At 73.7% G+C, this 15,438-nt stretch carries 15 protein-coding genes; 10 read left to right on the top strand and 5 right to left on the bottom strand.

Annotated features, from left to right (window positions below; genetic code table 11):
* Window positions 1-8: 8 nt before the first annotated feature.
* Window positions 9-1,016 (top strand): EamA family transporter, encoded by a 1,008-nt coding sequence (locus AC069K_RS07920; protein WP_365104018.1) that lies wholly within the window; start codon window positions 9-11, stop codon window positions 1,014-1,016.
* 163 nt (window positions 1,017-1,179) lie between these two features.
* Window positions 1,180-2,139, top strand: coding sequence for a DMT family transporter (locus AC069K_RS07915; RefSeq protein WP_478613227.1), 960 nt, complete (start codon window positions 1,180-1,182; stop codon window positions 2,137-2,139).
* A 46-nt stretch (window positions 2,140-2,185) separates the two neighbouring features.
* On the opposite strand, the gene AC069K_RS07910 is transcribed toward AC069K_RS07915, so the two are convergent.
* The gene (locus AC069K_RS07910) at window positions 2,186-2,848 is read right to left on the bottom strand and encodes a pyridoxamine 5'-phosphate oxidase family protein (RefSeq protein ID WP_478613224.1); all 663 of its coding nucleotides are present in this window, start codon (window positions 2,846-2,848) and stop codon (window positions 2,186-2,188) included.
* 36 nt (window positions 2,849-2,884) lie between these two features.
* Between AC069K_RS07910 and AC069K_RS07905 the strand changes: the two genes are divergently transcribed.
* Window positions 2,885-4,216, top strand: coding sequence for an aminotransferase class I/II-fold pyridoxal phosphate-dependent enzyme (locus AC069K_RS07905; RefSeq protein ID WP_365104026.1), 1,332 nt, complete (start codon window positions 2,885-2,887; stop codon window positions 4,214-4,216).
* Window positions 4,217-4,252: 36 nt separating this feature from the next.
* On the opposite strand, the gene AC069K_RS07900 is transcribed toward AC069K_RS07905, so the two are convergent.
* On the bottom strand, window positions 4,253-5,245 hold the full coding sequence (locus AC069K_RS07900) for a DMT family transporter (RefSeq protein WP_478613220.1): 993 nt from the start codon (window positions 5,243-5,245) through the stop codon (window positions 4,253-4,255).
* Between the two features lie 74 nt (window positions 5,246-5,319).
* Between AC069K_RS07900 and AC069K_RS07895 the strand changes: the two genes are divergently transcribed.
* On the top strand, window positions 5,320-6,228 hold the full coding sequence (locus AC069K_RS07895; RefSeq protein WP_478613217.1) for a LysR family transcriptional regulator: 909 nt from the start codon (window positions 5,320-5,322) through the stop codon (window positions 6,226-6,228).
* 347 nt (window positions 6,229-6,575) lie between these two features.
* On the opposite strand, the gene AC069K_RS07890 is transcribed toward AC069K_RS07895, so the two are convergent.
* A complete protein-coding gene (locus AC069K_RS07890) occupies window positions 6,576-7,058 on the bottom strand; it encodes a pyridoxamine 5'-phosphate oxidase family protein (RefSeq protein ID WP_478613215.1) in 483 nt (160 codons plus the stop codon).
* Window positions 7,059-7,164: 106 nt separating this feature from the next.
* Between AC069K_RS07890 and AC069K_RS07885 the strand changes: the two genes are divergently transcribed.
* Complete coding sequence (locus AC069K_RS07885) at window positions 7,165-7,836, top strand: isochorismatase family protein (protein ID WP_478613212.1); 672 nt, start codon at window positions 7,165-7,167, stop codon at window positions 7,834-7,836.
* A gap of 35 nt (window positions 7,837-7,871) precedes the next feature.
* Here AC069K_RS07885 and AC069K_RS07880 read toward each other — a convergent pair whose 3' ends face one another.
* Both AC069K_RS07880 and AC069K_RS07875 read right to left on the bottom strand, forming a co-directional pair.
* Entirely contained in the window at window positions 7,872-8,345 is a 474-nt protein-coding gene (locus AC069K_RS07880) for a Rieske (2Fe-2S) protein (RefSeq protein ID WP_365104036.1), read from the bottom strand.
* Between the two features lie 67 nt (window positions 8,346-8,412).
* The gene (locus AC069K_RS07875) at window positions 8,413-10,527 is read right to left on the bottom strand and encodes a S9 family peptidase (RefSeq protein WP_478613330.1); all 2,115 of its coding nucleotides are present in this window, start codon (window positions 10,525-10,527) and stop codon (window positions 8,413-8,415) included.
* A 70-nt stretch (window positions 10,528-10,597) separates the two neighbouring features.
* Between AC069K_RS07875 and AC069K_RS07870 the strand changes: the two genes are divergently transcribed.
* The 5 genes from AC069K_RS07870 (at window position 10,598) to AC069K_RS07850 (ending at window position 15,399) form a co-directional block, all read left to right on the top strand.
* Window positions 10,598-11,467, top strand: a complete 870-nt coding sequence (locus AC069K_RS07870) for a HipA family kinase (protein ID WP_365104039.1) — start codon at window positions 10,598-10,600, stop codon at window positions 11,465-11,467.
* On the top strand, window positions 11,464-11,847 hold the full coding sequence (locus tag AC069K_RS07865; RefSeq protein ID WP_358834976.1) for a DUF3037 domain-containing protein: 384 nt from the start codon (window positions 11,464-11,466) through the stop codon (window positions 11,845-11,847). Before AC069K_RS07870 ends, AC069K_RS07865 begins: the two co-directional genes overlap by 4 nt.
* A 213-nt stretch (window positions 11,848-12,060) precedes the next feature.
* Window positions 12,061-12,822 (top strand): 3-oxoacyl-ACP reductase FabG, encoded by a 762-nt coding sequence (fabG, locus tag AC069K_RS07860; protein WP_365104045.1) that lies wholly within the window; start codon window positions 12,061-12,063, stop codon window positions 12,820-12,822.
* A 17-nt stretch (window positions 12,823-12,839) separates the two neighbouring features.
* Window positions 12,840-13,607 carry an SDR family oxidoreductase gene (locus tag AC069K_RS07855; protein WP_358834978.1) on the top strand — a complete coding sequence of 256 codons (768 nt, stop codon included), beginning with the start codon at window positions 12,840-12,842 and terminating at the stop codon, window positions 13,605-13,607.
* Between the two features lie 247 nt (window positions 13,608-13,854).
* Window positions 13,855-15,399 carry an ABC transporter substrate-binding protein gene (locus AC069K_RS07850; RefSeq protein ID WP_365104195.1) on the top strand — a complete coding sequence of 515 codons (1,545 nt, stop codon included), beginning with the start codon at window positions 13,855-13,857 and terminating at the stop codon, window positions 15,397-15,399.
* The last annotated feature ends 39 nt before the right edge of the window (window positions 15,400-15,438 follow it).

The raw sequence follows: 15,438 nt of genomic DNA, 5'->3' as shown, positions 1-15,438 counted from the left end.
ATGTGCCGATGCAGGCGTCTCAGGGAAGAAACGTCGGCCTGGGACTGGCCCTGGCCTCGGCGTTCTCATTCGGTGGATCGGGTGTCGCGGCCAAGCCGCTGATCGAGGCGGGCCTGGACCCGCTGCACGTGGTGTGGCTGCGGGTGACGGGCGCCGCGCTCGTCATGCTGCCCCTCGCCTGGCGCCACCGGAGCCTGCTGCTGCGCCGGCCCGCGCTGCTCGCCGGATTCGGACTGCTGGCCGTCGCCAGCGTCCAGGCCTGCTACTTCGCGGCCATATCCCGCATTCCCGTCGGCGTCGCCCTGCTCGTCGAGTACCTGGCGCCCGCGCTCGTCCTCGGCTGGGTCCGGTTCGTCCAGCGCCGGCCGGTGACCCGGGCGGCGGCCATCGGCGTGGTCCTCGCCGCCGGCGGCCTCGCCGGCGTGGTGGAGATCTGGTCCGGGCTGAGCTTCGACCTCCTCGGTCTGCTGCTCGCCCTCGGCGCCGCCTGCTGCCAGGTCGGCTACTTCGTCCTCTCCGACCAGGGCGGCGACACGGACGACGCGCCCGACCCGCTGGGCGTCATCGCGTACGGCCTGCTCATCGGCTCCGGCCTGCTCACGCTCGTCGCCCGCCCCTGGGGCATGGACTGGTCGGTGCTCGGCGGCGGCGCCGACATGAACGGCACCGAGGTGCCCGCGGCGCTGCTGCTCGGCTGGATCGTACTGATCGCGACCGTGATCGCCTACGTCACCGGGGTCATCTCGGTGCGCAGGCTCTCGCCGCAGGTGGCCGGGGTCGTCGCCTGTCTGGAGGCGGTCATCGCGACCGTCCTGGCCTGGGTGCTGCTGGGCGAGCACCTGGCCGCGCCGCAGATCGTGGGCGGCGCGGTGGTCCTCCTCGGCGCCTTCATCGCCCAGTCCTCGGCGCCGAAGGAGGCCTCCGGGCCGGTGGCGGGCGGCGACGGGCACCCCCTGCCGGTGCGGGAGACGCCCGCGCCCGAGGGGGAGTTGTCGGCCGGCCGGACCGCGCCGTAGGGTGGCGATCATGCACGCGACCGTTCTGCCGCCTCCCGCCGCGTAACGCGGGCGGCCGCAACTCCCTGACGAAGACCGGGCTCGGGCAGTTCCCGAGCGGCTCGTCGCTGCCCGCGTACTCCAGGCACGCGACCTTTCCCGTCTTCCTCTCCGGAGTACGTACGTGTCGAACGCATCGACTTCTTCCGCCCTGCCCGTCGGGCGCGGCCTGCTCTACCTCGTCTTCGCCGGTGTCGCCTGGGGCACCGCGGGCGGCGCCGCGGCGCTCGTCTTCGACGCCAGCGACCTCGGCCCGCTCGCCCTCTCCTTCTGGCGCTGCGTCGGCGGGCTCGCCCTGCTGCTCGCCGCCCGCGCCCTGCGGCGGCGGCCCGCGCGCCGGCCCGCCGAACCGCGGAGCAGGCGGGCGGCGCGCGTCCTGGGCAACGGCGTGGGGCTCGCCGTCTTCCAGAGCGCCTACTTCGCCGCCGTGGACTCGACCGGCCTGGCCGTGGCGACCGTGGTCACCCTCGGCGCCGGGCCCGTGCTCATCGCGGTCGGCGCCCGTCTCGCCCTCGGCGAGCGGATCGGGGGCGCCGGACTGACCGCCGTCGCCGGAGCCCTCGCCGGGCTCTCGGTCCTGGTCCTCGGCAACGGCGGCGGCGCCGTGCGCCCCGCCGGGGTGCTGCTCGCGCTGCTGTCCGCGGCCGGATACGCGGGGATCACGCTCCTCACCCGCAGGCTCGGCCGGGACGGCGAGAGCGCCGACCCCTCGGCCACCACCGCCTGGGCGTTCGCCGTGGCCTCGGTCCTGCTGCTGCCGCTCGCCGGGGCGGAGGGCATGGTGGCGCACACCGTCGAGCCGGTGCGGGTGGCCGTACTGCTCGCGTACGTGGCGGCGGTGCCCACGGCGCTGGCGTACGCGCTCTACTTCGCGGGCGCGGCCGTCGTCCGCTCCGCCACCGTCTCCGTGATCATGCTCCTGGAGCCGGTCAGCGCGGCGCTGCTGGCGGTGGCGGTCCTCGGCGAACGGCTGACCGCCGCCACCGTCCTGGGCACCTCACTGCTGCTGGTCGCGGTGGTGGGGCTCGCCGGGGCCGAGGCGCGGCTCGCCGCGCGGGCCCGCCGGGAACCGGTCGCGGCCTGACCCCTCGGGGGCTTCCCCGGATCCTCGCGGAAGCCCCCGCACCGCCTCAGAGCGCGGCGAGATAGTCGGGCAGCGCCACGGACGGGTCGAGGTCGTCGGCCGGCACCGGCGTCCCATGGCCGCGGACCAGCGGGATCACCCCGCTCCAGTGCGGCAGGCCGCTGTCCTCGGGATCGTCGTTGGGGCCGCCGGTGCGCAGCTTCGCCGACACCTCGTCGAGGTCCAGGCGGATCACCGCGGTCGCGGCGAGCTCCTTGGCGTTGGCCTGCCGCGCGTCGTGGGAGCGGCCGGGCACCACTTGGTCGACCAGCGCGTCCAGGGCGTTCCGCCGCTCCTCGGCGTCGGTGACCTCGTACGCGAGGCCGTGCACCACGACCGAGCGGTAGTTGAGGGAGTGGTGGAAGGCCGAGCGGGCCAGCACCAGGCCGTCGACGTGGGTGACGGTGAGGCAGACCGGGAGCCCCGGATCGGCCTGTCCGGTCATGCGCAGCGGGCGCGAACCCGTCGAGCCGTGCACGTACAGCCGCTCACCGATCCGGCCGTAGAGCGTCGGCAGGACGACCGGGGCGCCGTCGCGGACGAAACCGAGGTGGCAGACGTAGCCCTCGTCGAGTATCGCGTGCACCAGCTCGCGGTCGTACGACGCCCGCTCGCGCGAGCGGGTCGGCACGGTGCGCCCGGTGGGCTCGTAGGAAGGGGTGTCGGGCATGTGCGTTCTCCATTGCACTAGTGCATAATGGTGTTTGTGCTAGGAGAATATCGGATCTCGGGTCGGCGCGCGTCGGACATCGCCGCCGACGTGGAGCGCGCGGTGGGCGCCGGACAGCTCGCGCCGGGCCAACCGCTGCCGCCGCTCAGGGAGTTGGCGGGCGAGCTGGGGGTGAACCCCAATACGGTCGCGGCGGCCTACCGGCTGCTGCGCGACCGCGGCGTCATCGAAACGGGGGGCCGCCGGGGCAGCCGGGTGCGCCCGCGCCCCGCCAGCACCGCGCGCGACGCCCGGCGCATCGACGTACCCGCCGGGGTGCGCGACATCTCCGACGGCAACCCCGACCCCGCCCTGCTGCCGCCGCTCGGCGACGCGCTCGCGGCCGCCGCCCGCGACCACGCCGAACGGCCCACCCTCTACGGGCAGGACCCGGTCGACCCGGACCTCGCGCGGCTCGCCCGGGCGGCCCTGGACGCCGACGGGGTGCCGTCCGGGCCGGTCGGCGTCCTCTCCGGCTCGCTCGACGCGATCGAGCGGGTGCTCGCCGCGCATCTGCGGCCCGGCGACGCCGTCGCCATCGAGGACCCGGGCTGGGGCGCGCTGCTCGACCTCGTCCCGGCGCTCGGACTGCGGCCGGTGCCGGTGGCGCTCGACGACGAGGGGCCGCTGCCCGAGGCCGTCGAGAGCGCGCTGGCGGCCGGCGCGCGGGCGCTGGTCGTCACCTGCCGCGCCCAGAACCCGACCGGGGCGGCCGTCGGCGCGGACCGCGCGCGGGCGCTGCGCGCGGTGCTGTCCGCCCATCCGTCCGTCCTGCTGATCGAGGACGACCACGGCCACGGCATGGTCGACGTGCCGCTCGCGCCGCTTTCCCCGGTGGTCCCGCACTGGGCGTTCGTCCGGTCGGTGGCCAAGGCGTACGGGCCGGATCTCCGGCTCGCGGTGCTCACCGGGGACGCGGTGACCCTGGACCGGGTCCGGGGGCGCCAGCGGCTGGGGCCCGGGTGGGTGAGCCGGCTGCTCCAGCGGACCGTCGTCCACCTGTGGACCTCGGACGTCCTCGACCCCGCCGCCGTGGCCCGCTCCTACGGCGAGCGCCGCGACACCCTGGTGCGGGCGCTGCGCGCGCGGGGTGTCGCGGCGCACGGCCGCAGCGGCTTCAGTGTCTGGGTGCCGGTCCCGGACGAGACGGCCGCGGTGGCCCGGCTGCTGCACGCGGGGTGGGCGGTGGCGCCCGGCGCCCGCTTCCGGCTCGCGGCCGCGCCCGGCATCCGGCTCACCGTCTCACGGCTCACCCCGGCCGACATCGGGGCCGCGGCCGACGCGGTGGCGGCGGCGACGGGGTCGTCCCCGGGGCGGCGGTACGACTAGGGCGTGTTGCGAAAGTCCCGCCTTTCGCGACACGCCCTAGCCGCGCCGGGGGCGTATCGGCTTCCGCGCCCTCGCAGGTCCGCCCTGCCGTGCCGCCTTCGGGGCGCGGGTCTGCGTCAGGGCCGCCCCCGCCAGCACGATCGCCGCGCCCACCGGTGTGTTCCAGCTGAGGCTCTCGCCGAGGACCAGGACCCCGGCGGCGGTGGCGATGACCGGGATGAAGTACGTGACCATCTGGGCGGTCGTCGGGCCCACCTCGTTGACCAGGCCGTACTGGACGAGCACCGCGAAGCCGGTGCCCAGGGCGCCGAGCGCGGCGATGGCGAGCAGCGGGACGGGGTGGAAGGCGGTCGGGAAGCCCGCGAACAGCGGGGTGACCAGCGCCAGTTGGAGGGTGGCGACGCCCAGCTGGGAGCCGATCAGCGACAGGTTGGAGTGGCCGCCGCCGGCCAGTGTGCGGCGGACGTAGATCCAGCCGACCGGGTAGCAGAGCGAGGCGAGCAGGGCCATCAGGGTGCCCCGCAGATCCAGGCCGTGGAAGCCCTGCCAGGCACCCAGGACCGTGAGCACCCCGAGGAAGCCGAGGCCCAGGCCCGCCACCCGGCGTCGGGTCGGCCGGTCCTCGGAGAGCGCCACCAGCGAGAGCGCCATGCCCCACAGCGGGGAGGTCGCGTTGCAGATCCCGGCCAGCGTCGAGGGGATGGTCAGCTCGGCGTAGGCGAAGAGGGAGAACGGCAGGGCGTTCAGGAGCAGCGCGGCCACCGCGAGACGCAGCCAGGTGCGGGCGCCGCGCGGCAGCCGCTCCCGCTTGACCGCCATCGCGACGGCGAGCACGGCCGTACCGAAGAAGAGCCGCCCGAAGGTGACCTGGAACGGGGCGTAGCCGTCGGTGCCCACCTTGATCAGGAGAAAGCTGAACCCCCAGACCAGGGAGAGCACCGCGAACCGGACACGCCAGTCCAGGGCCGGGCGGCGGAGGGCGGGGGAGGAGGGGGCCGAGAGGGACCGGGGTGGGGTGGCGGTGGTCATGGCGGTAAGACTGGCCTGTTCAACCTCGTAGCACAAGCGAGAAAAGATGGAGGGGATCGGTTAGCATTCCTTATATGTTGAATCTGGAGCGCCTGCGGACCCTCGACGCCCTGGCCCGCCACGGCTCGGTGGGCGGCGCCGCCGACAATCTGCACGTGACGACCTCGGCCGTCTCCCAGCAGCTCGCGAAGCTGGAGCGGGAGGCGGGGCAGCCGCTGCTCGCCAAGAACGGGCGGGGCGTGCGCCTCACCGACGCGGGCCGGCTCCTCGCCGAGCACGCCGCGCGCATCCTCTCCCAGGTCCAGGTCGCCCAGGCCGATCTGGAGGCCCAGCGCGGCCGGGTCGTGGGCGAGCTGCGGATCGCGGGCTTCGCCACCGCCGCGCGCGGGCTGTTCCCGGCGGCGCTCACCGCGCTGCGCGCCGACCACCCCCAACTCCGGGTCCGCTCGGACGAGCTGGAGGCCGAGGACTCGGTGCGGGGCGTGCAGCTCGGCGACCTCGACCTCGCGGTCGTCCTCGACTGGTACAACAAGCCGCTCCCGCTGCCCGACGGGCTGGCGAAGCGGTCGGTCCTCGACGACCTGGCGGATGTGGCGATGCCGATGGGGCACCCGCTCGCGGGGCGCGAGAGCGTGGACCTGGAGGCGTTCGCCTCGGACGAGTGGATCACCTGGCCCGAGGGCGAGTTCTGCCACGAGTGGCTGATGTTCACCCTGCGGGGCAAGGGGGTCGAGCCGCGCATCGGGCACGTGGCCCGCGAGCACGCCACCCAGCTCGCCCTCGTCGAGGCCGGGCTCGGCGTCAGCGTCGCGCCCCGGCTCGGGCGGGAGCCGGTGCCCGACGGGGTGCGGGTGGTGCCGGTACGGGACGCGATGCGCCGGCATGTGTACGCGGTGTGGCGCGCGGACGCCGACCGCCGACCCTCCATCCGCGCGGCCGTGGAGGCGCTGGCGGCGGCGGGGCGGGGTGTGATGGGGGAGTGACTGGTTGAGGCAGGAGTGGGCGGGGTCGTCCGGGGCGCGGAGGGGGACTGGCGTGCCCGGGAGCCTCGCTTGCCCATGGGCCTCACGCGCCCGGCCTCATGCGCCCCGGCCTCACGCGCCGGGGGGTCTCGCGCGCCCGGCCCTACGCGCTTAGGGGCTCGCGTGCCCGGACGCGCCGAGGGGCTTCACGTTCCCGGCTCACGCGCCGGGGGGTCTCGCGCGCCCGGCCTCACGCGCCCAGGGGCTTCGTGCCCGGACGCGTCGAGGGGTTTCGCGCACCCGGCTCACCCGCCGGGGGTCTCGCGTGCCCGGCTGCGCGTGTCCGGGAGCCACGCCCCCCGGCAGCCTCACGCCCCCGCTGCCCCCGGCAGCCCCAGCTTCCGGAAGTCCCACGACACGATCGTCTCCGGTGTCAGCCGGAGCCAGGCGTGCCGTCCGTCGTGGACCATCTCCGCCAGGCCGAAGTTCTTGCGCGCGAACTCCCGTTCCGGCCGGTCCAGTTCGGGGCACGGCTCGCCCGTCCGGGGTGTCTCTCCCACCGGTACCGCCGTGCCCCGCAGCTCGACGCCGCGCAGTTCCCCGTACGCCTCGCCGGCGTCCACCACCACCGCGATCCTGGGGTCCTGGCGCAGCTGCGCCCAGCGCAGGCTGCGGGTGATCGAGTACAGCCACAGCGCCCTCCCGTCCCAGACGTACCACAGCGCGCCCACGTGCGGCCCGCCGTCGGAGGCCACCGTGGCGACCCGGCAGGTGCGCTGCTCGGCGAGGAACGCGTCGCGTTCCGCGTCCGTCATCATGATCCGGCGGCCCCGGCGCTGTGCGGTGGTCATCGGGCGGCTCCTCCCGCGAGTGGGCCCAGCCCTCCGAGCTGACTGAGTGTCAGAAATCATGGCGTGCCCTTCCCCCCTCGCGCAATGGCCGTTAGCCTCCGGCGCCATGGCGACGAGCGAGCGAGCGGACGGGCGGAGGGAACGGCTGGCGGCGGAGCTGGACCCCGCCTCGACCGTGCTGATGACCGTGGAGTGCCAGCAGGGCGTCGTCGGCGCCGACAGCGCGCTGCCCGAACTCGCCAAGGAGGCCCGCTCCTCCGGCGCCCTCCACAACATCGCCCGGCTCGTCGCCGCCGCGCACGAGACGGGCGTGCAGGTCGTGCACGCCGTGGCCGAGCGCAGACCCGACGGACGCGGGGCTTCCCGCAACGCCCGGCTCTTCCGGGCCGCCGAGCGCCTGCCCGTCCAGCAGTACGCGGGCTCGACGGCGGTACGGATCGTCGAGGGCATCGACGTGGCGGACGAGGACCTCGTGGTCCGCCGGCTGCACGGCCTCTCGCCGATCGCGGGGACGGACGCCGACCCGCTGCTGCGCAACCTCGGCTGCCGCACTTTGATCATCAGTGGCGTCTCGGCGAACGTGGCGATTCCCAACGCCGTGTTCGACGCGGTCAACCTCGGCTACACCGCCGTGGTGCCGGTGGACGCGATCGCGGGGGTGCCCGCCGAGTACACCCCCGCGATGGTCCGCAACACGCTCGCCCTGGTCGCCACGGTCGCCACCACCGACGACATCCTGGGCTGCCTCAGAACGCCGCGCCGGCCCCGGCGGTCCTGAGCACCACCGGGGCCGGCGCCGCGACGAGGGCGGACTCACGCCAGCTTGATCGAGTCACCCTCCACCTTGATCGTCTTCGCGGGCAGCGGCCGAGGCGCCGGACCGGCGGTCACGCTGCCGGTCGCCGGGTCGTACTTGCTGCCGTGGCAGGGGCAGTTGATGGTGCCGTCGGCGACGTCCTTCACCATGCAGCCCTGGTGGGTGCAGGTGGCGGAGAACGCCTTGAAGGTGCCCGCCGTGGGCTGGGTCACCACCACCCCCTGGTCGGCGAAGACCTTGCCGCCGCCCTGCGGGATGTCGGCGGTCTTCGCCAGCACGCCGCCGCCGGCCGCCCCGGCGCCGCTTCCGGCCGCGCCGCCCGTCCCCCCGTCACCGGAGGTCTTGGCGCTGTCGGACGAGTCCGAGTCGCCGCAGGCGGCGAGTGCGGCGGCGAGGCCGACACCGCCGACCGCCGCCACGACGGTACGGCGGGCCGGGCCCGGCTCGGACGGAAGCGCTTGGGTGCTCATACTGGCTTTCCCTTCACCTTGCTCCAGGGGACTGCGTGAAGGGATACGGTCCTGCGCCGCCGGCTGTTCAGGCGCCCAGAGAATTCTTCAGGAACGCGAGATCCAGCCACAGCAGGGTGTCGGCCACACCCTCGGCGGTGACCATATGGCTCTGACCCGCCAGCGGAAGCACACTGTGCGGCCTGCCCGCCGCGAGGAGCGCCTGCGAGAGCCGCAGCATGTGTGCGGGCACCACATTGTCGTCCGCCATCCCGTGGACGAGCTTGAGCGGCCGGGTCAGCTTGTGGGCGTGGGCGACCAGCGAGCAGCGCTCGTAGTTCTCCGGCTGGACGTCCGGGTGGCCGAGATACCGTTCCTTCCAGTGGGTGTCGTAGAGCGTGAGGTCGGTCGGGGCCGCGCCCGCCACGGCCGCGTGGAACACGTCCGGCCGGTGCAGCACGGCCGCCGCGGCCAGATATCCGCCGAACGACCAGCCCCGGATGCCCACCCGGCCGGTGTCGAGGTCCGGGAAGCGCTCGGCGGCCGCCCGCAGCGCGTCGATCTGGTCCTCCAGGACGGGGGTGAGCTGGTCGCCGTGGATGCTGGTGCGCCACGCCTCGCCGCGCCCCGGGGTGCCGCGTCCGTCGACGGACAGCACCGCGAAGCCCTGCTCGGCGAACCACTGGTTCACCGCGTGGTGCCAGGCGCCGGTCCGTACGACGGTCTGCAGGCCCGGACCGCCGTACGAATGGACCACCACGGGCAGCCGGGCCGCGCCCTCGCGGTGCCAGGACGGCAGATAGAGGGCGGTGCGCAGCTCGCGTTCGCCCAGGGAGAGGAAGAGCGGCGCCGGTGTCACCAGCGGCCGTTCGCTCAGCACGCCGATCCGTCCCGCGGGCCGGCCGTCGCGCAGGACGGTGACGGTGTGGTCGTGCGGGGTGCGGCTGTCCAGGACGAGGGTGCCGCCGCCGACGGCCGCCGTGTGCACCCCGGGCTCCTGGGTGAGGCGGGTGCGGCCGGAGCCGGGGGTGTACGCCCACACGTGGGTCTCGGTCGGTTCGTCGCTCGCCGTGAAGTAGACCGTGTCACCCGCCGAGCCGAGGATCGCGCGCACCTCCGGTCCGGGCGGAAGGCCGTCCCCCGGGCAGGCCCCGGAGCGGGTCGATGCCGTGGCGCCGGGTGTGAACTCCAGCCAGTGGTCGTCATGGTGACGGCCCGTCACCTCGGTCGCCCCGCTCACCGGGTCGACGGCGAGGTCGTACGCGGTGCGCTGGTCCCGGGTCTGGACGGTGGCGTACGGGCCCGCGGCGTCCCAGCCGCCCTCCACCAGGTACTCGAAGGCCGGGTCGGTCCACGTACCCGACGGGTGCGTGGCCGGGTCCGCCGAGCGGGGCAGCCGCACCGCGACCCGCTCGCCGTCGACGCGGACGACGACCAGCGACACCACCGCGTTGGCCGTGCCCGCCGCCGGGTACGCCAGCACCCGCGGTGCCTTGTCCGGGTGGGAGGGATCGCTCAGATACCAGTGCCGCACGGGCGACTCGTCCACCCGGACGACCAGGAGCGCCGAGCCGTCCGGGGACCACCAGGAGCTGCGGGCGCGGCCGATGGACTCGGCCGACACGTGGTCGGTGAGCCCGTAGGAGATCTCCGGGCCCTCGGGGGCGAGGAGCCGCCGGTCGCCGGTGCCGTCGGTGCGTACGACGTGCAGGGCGCGCCCGGTCACGTACGAGACGAGCGTGCCGTCGGGGGAGAGCCGCGGGTCGACGGCCGGACCGGCGGTCGGGAGGGGGCGCGGCGCGCTCCCGTCCGTCCCGGCCAGCCAGAGCGCGCCGGAGAGGGCGAAGACGACGGTGCGCACGGCCGCGTCGGTGGCGTAGGAGACGATCCCGCCGCCGCTCTCGCGGGCCCGCTCGCGGCGGACCAGCTCCGCCCGCGGCACCTCGCCCGGCTCGCCGAGCCCGCGCGGGTCGACCAGGACGCGCTCCTCGCCGTCCTCGAACAGCCACAGCGAACCGAGCGGCGAACGCCCGTCGGCGGTACGGACGAACAGGACCCGCTCGCCGTCGGCGGAGACGGTGAAGTTCTTGGGCACGCCGAGGGAGAAGCGCCTGGTGCGGGCGAACTGGAGGGGGAAGTCCTCGGCGGTCCGCGGCCGGGCGGTCTTCTCCCGGGCGGTCTTCTTCCGGGTGTTCTCTTCCATGGGCATGGCGAAGCGTCCCTTCGGGGGCTGGGTGATCGAACAGTCGCATCCGCGCCAGTAGCCTGGCCGGATGCTCAATGAAGTGACAGCGACCCGCTATGTCACGCCCTTGCGTGAGGGCGGCTCGCTCCCGGGGATCGTCGAGGCCGACGATCTCGGTACGTACGTCATGAAGTTCACCGGTGCCGGACAGGGCCGCAAGACCCTGGTGGCGGAGGTGATCTGCGGAGAGCTGGCCCGACGGCTGGCCCTGCGCGTACCCGAACTGGTCGCCATCCAGCTCGACCCCGTGATCGGGCTCTCGGAGCCGGACCAGGAGGTGCAGGAGCTGCTGAAGGCGAGCGGCGGGCTGAATCTCGGAATGGACTACTTGCCCGGTTCGCTCGGGTTCGACCCGCTCGCCTATCAGGTGAGCCCCGCCGAGGCGGGCCGGGTCGTCTGGTTCGACGCGTTGATCAACAACGTCGACCGTTCGTGGCGGAACCCTAACATGCTGGTGTGGCACGGTGACCTCTGGCTCATCGACCACGGCGCCACGATGATCTGGCACCACAACTGGCCGGGCGCGCAGGCCTCGGCCGCCAAGCCGTACAACGCCTCGGACCACGCCCTCGCCCCGTTCGGCCCCGATGTGGCCTCGGCCGCCGCGGAGTTGGCGCCGCTGGTGACCGAGGAGCTGCTGGCCGAGGTCACCGCGCTGGTGCCCGACGAGTGGCTGGTGGACGAGCCCGGGTTCGAGGCGACGGACGCGCTGCGCAGGGCGTACGCGGAGCCGCTGCTGGCGCGCGCCGCCGACATCCACGAGCGGATCACGCTGGACGCGCCCGCCAAGGCCGCCCCGTCGCAGGCGCCCGGCTGGCTCACCGACCACCTCAAGCCCTGGCCGCACCCCACCAAGCACGGCAAGACCGGCCAGTCCGGCGAGAAGGACGGCAAGTGAGCGACCGCGATGTCTTCGAGTACGCGCTGCTGCGCGTGGTGCCGCGCGTCGAGCGCGGGGAGTGCTTCAACGCGGGGGTGCTGGTGTACTGCCGGGCCAGGTCCTTCGTCGCGGCCCGTACGCATCTGGACGAGGCCAAGCTGAGGGCGCTCGACCCGCACGCGGACGTCGTCGGGGTGCGGGCGGCGCTGCGGGCGGTCGAGGGGGTCTGCGGCGGCGGCGAGGCGGCCGGGCAGGCGGCGGGCGACGACGCGGGCAGGCGCTTCCGCTGGCTGATCGCGCCGCGCTCGACGGTCGTACAGCCCGGCCCGGTGCACACCGGGCTCACCGCGGACCCGGCGGCGGAGACCGAGCGGCTGCTCGACCTGCTGGTGCGCTAGGGGCTGGTGCGGCAGCGTGCCGCACGCCGCAGGGCGGTCCTTTCGAACCCTGCGCCAGGGCCGATCGGGCGGGCCGCGCGGGTGTGACCTTCGCCGGGGGATCCGTGTGCCGTTGACACCGGGTGCCAGGGCTTCTAGCGTCTCGTCTGCTGAAGCTACTAAGCGGTTGCTCAGGGACGAGGAGCCGCGGATCCCCAGGGCGAGGAGAACAGCATGTCCACCACCGAGCAGCGTGTCGCCATCGTGACCGGGGCGGCCCGGGGCATTGGCGCCGCGACCGCCGTCCGGCTCGCGGCCGAGGGCCGCGCGGTCGCCGTACTCGACCTCGACGAGGCGGCCTGCAAGGACACCGTCGAGAAGATCACGGCGGCGGGCGGCAAGGCGATCGCCGTCGGCTGCGACGTCTCCGACAGCGCCCAGGTCGAGGCCGCCGTGGCGCGCGTCGCCGCCGAACTCGGGGCGCCCACCATCCTCGTCAACAACGCGGGCGTGCTCCGGGACAACCTGCTCTTCAAGATGAGCGAGTCCGACTGGGACACCGTGATGAACGTGCACCTCAAGGGCGCGTTCCTGATGGCCAAGGCCGTCCAGAAGCACATGGTCGACGCCGGCTGGGGCCGTATCGTCTCGCTCTCCTCGTCCTCCGCGCTCGGCAACCGCGGCCAGGCCAACTACTCCGCCGTCAAGGCGGGCCTCCAGGGCTTCACCAAGACCCTGGCCAAGGAGCTCGGCAAGTTCGGCGTCACCGCCAACGCCGTCGCCCCCGGCTTCATCGTCACCGAGATGACCGCGCAGACCGCCGCCCGGGTCGGCATGGGCTTCGAGGACTTCCAGGCCGCGGCCGCCACCCAGATCCCCGTGCAGCGCGTCGGCCGGCCCGAGGACATCGCCAACGCTATCGCCTTCTTCACCGGCGACGACGCCGGCTTCGTCTCCGGCCAGGTGCTGTACGTGGCCGGCGGACCCCTCAACTGAAGCCGGGAGAGCACATCATGACGAACACCCAGCTCCCGGAGCTCTCCGGACGGGTCGCCCTGGTCACCGGCGCGAGCCGGGGCATCGGCTACGGCGTCGCCGAGGCGCTCGTCGCCCGCGGCGACCGCGTCTGCATCACCGGCCGGGGCGAGGACGCCCTCAAGGAGGCCGTCGAGCGGCTCGGCGCGGACCGGGTCGTCGCCGTCGCCGGCAAGGCCCACGACGAGGCCCACCAGGCCGTCGCCGTGGAGCGCGCCATGGAGGCCTTCGGCCGGATCGACTTCCTCGTCAACAACGCGGGCACCAACCCGGTCTACTCGCCGATGGCCGAGCTCGACCTGAACGTGGCGCGCAAGGTCTTCGAGACCAATGTGATCTCCGCGCTCGGCTTCGCCCAGCAGACCTGGAAGGCCTGGCAGAAGGAGAACGGCGGCGCGATCGTGAACATCGCCTCCGTCGCCGGCCTCGCCCCCTCGCCCTTCATCGGCGCGTACGGGATGAGCAAGGCGGCCATGGTCAACCTGACCCTCCAGCTGGCGCACGAGTTCGCGCCGGACGTGCGGGTCAACGCGATCGCCCCCGCGGTGATCAAGACCAAGTTCGCCCAGGCGCTCTACGAGGGCCGCGAGGAGGAGGCTGCCGCGGCCTACCCCCTCAAGCGCCTCGGGGTGCCCTCGGACATCGGGGGAGCGGTGGCGTTCCTCACCTCCGAGCAGTCCGCCTGGGTGACCGGTCAGACGCTGGTGGTCGACGGCGGGCTCTTCCTCGGCGCGGGCGTGCACTGACGCCCCGCGCGCATGGGGCCCCGCGCACGCGCGCACCGGCACCCCCGCGCGCGTGCCCGGAGTGAGGTGATCTTCATACCGGTGAGTAGCGTTCCGGTTTGCCCCTCCTTGTTCCAAGTGCCCCGCTCGGTCCCCCAGTTGACCGGGCGGGGCGCTGCGGTATGGTCTGCCGACCCATGGCTGAACGAGGAGCGTGCACGTGTTCAACCGGACCATATGCCTGCGCACCACCGCGGCCCTTGCGTCCATGTCGTCGTTGGCCCTGCTGAGCGGCTGCGGGCTGCTCTCCGGCAGCGGTTCGGAGACCGAGCAGACGATCAAGGTCGGCACGGTGAGCGAGCCCAGCACCCTCGATCCGGCCGCCTCCTGGGACGGTTCCTGGGAGCTCTTCCGCAACGTCTTCCAGACGCTCCTGTCGTTCCCGACCGGCAGCAACGCGCCCCAGCCGGACGCGGCGGAGAGCTGCCGCTTCAAGGGCGCCGGCAGCCGTACGTACCAGTGCACGCTCCGCAGGGGCCTGGTCTTCTCCAACGGGGACAAGATCGACGCGGCGGCGGTGAAGTACTCGATCGACCGCATTGTGAAGATCAACGTGAAGGCGGGCCCCAAGGGGCTGCTCACCAGCCTGGACCGGGTCACCGCCGACGACGAGCGGACCGTGACCTTCCACCTGAACAAGCCGGACGCCACGTTCCCCTTCGTGCTGGGCGCGCCGGCCATGTCCATCGTGGACCCCGAGACCTACCCGGCGAACGAGCTGCGCGACGACGGCGGCCTCACCGGCTCCGGCCCGTACACGCTGGAGTCCTACCACGCGGGCGACCGGGCCGAGCTGAAGAAGAACCCCCACTACGCGGGGTTCGCCCAGCTCAAGAACGACGCCGTCTCGATCCGCTACTTCAAGGACTCCGCCGCCATGGTGGACTCCCTCAAGAAGAAGCAGATCGACGTCACCTACCGGGGCCTGACCGCCGACGAGGTCGTGGACGTCCAGAACGAGAAGACCGCGGGCAAGCCGCTCCAGCTGGTCGAGACGGTCGGCACCGAGATCCGCTTCCTGGTCTTCAACCCCAAGGACCCGCTCGCCGCCAACCCGGCCGTCCGCCGGGCCGTCGCCCAGCTCGTCGACCGGGACGCGCTGGTGGCCAAGGTCTACAAGGGCACGGCAGAGCCGCTGTACTCGATGGTGCCCAAGGGCGTGGCCGGGCACACGGTGAGCTTCTTCGACTCCTTCGGCGCCCCCAGCGTCCCCAAGGCCAAGGGCATCCTGCGGCGCGCCGGGATCACCGACCCGGTGCCGTTGAGCCTGTGGTACACCACCGACCGCTACGGCTCCTCCACGGCCCTGGAGTTCGCCGAGATCAAGCGGCAGCTGGAGGCCTCCGGGCTGTTCCGGGTCACCCTCCAGAACCGCCCCTGGAAGGCCTATACGCAGGGGATGCAGGACGGGGAGTACCCCGTCTTCGGGCGCGGCTGGTTCCCGGACTTCCCGGACCCGGACAACTTCATCGCGCCCTTCGTCGGCAAGGAGAACGCGGTCGGCACCCCGTACGAGCCCCAGGAGATCGTCGACCAGCTGATCCCGCAGACGCGCGAGGTCTCCGACCGGGGCGCGGTCAGCAAGAAGTTCGAGCGGGCCCAGGACGTGCTCTCCGACGACGTGCGGCTGCTGCCGCTGTGGCAGGGCAAGCTCTACGTGGCGGCCAGCGACGAGATCGCGGGCGGCGAGCGCGCCATCGACCCCCAGACGGTCATGTGCATGTGGGAGCTGCACCGCAAGACCAGCTGGTAGGAGGCCCGGCGGGGCGGGCGCGGCAGACGTTGTCAGTGG

It is taken from the genome of Streptomyces sp. NPDC043908 (genome assembly GCF_056435525.1).
The sequence above is the reverse complement of the archived record's forward strand: the minus strand, read 5'-3'. Positions and strand labels throughout refer to the sequence as shown.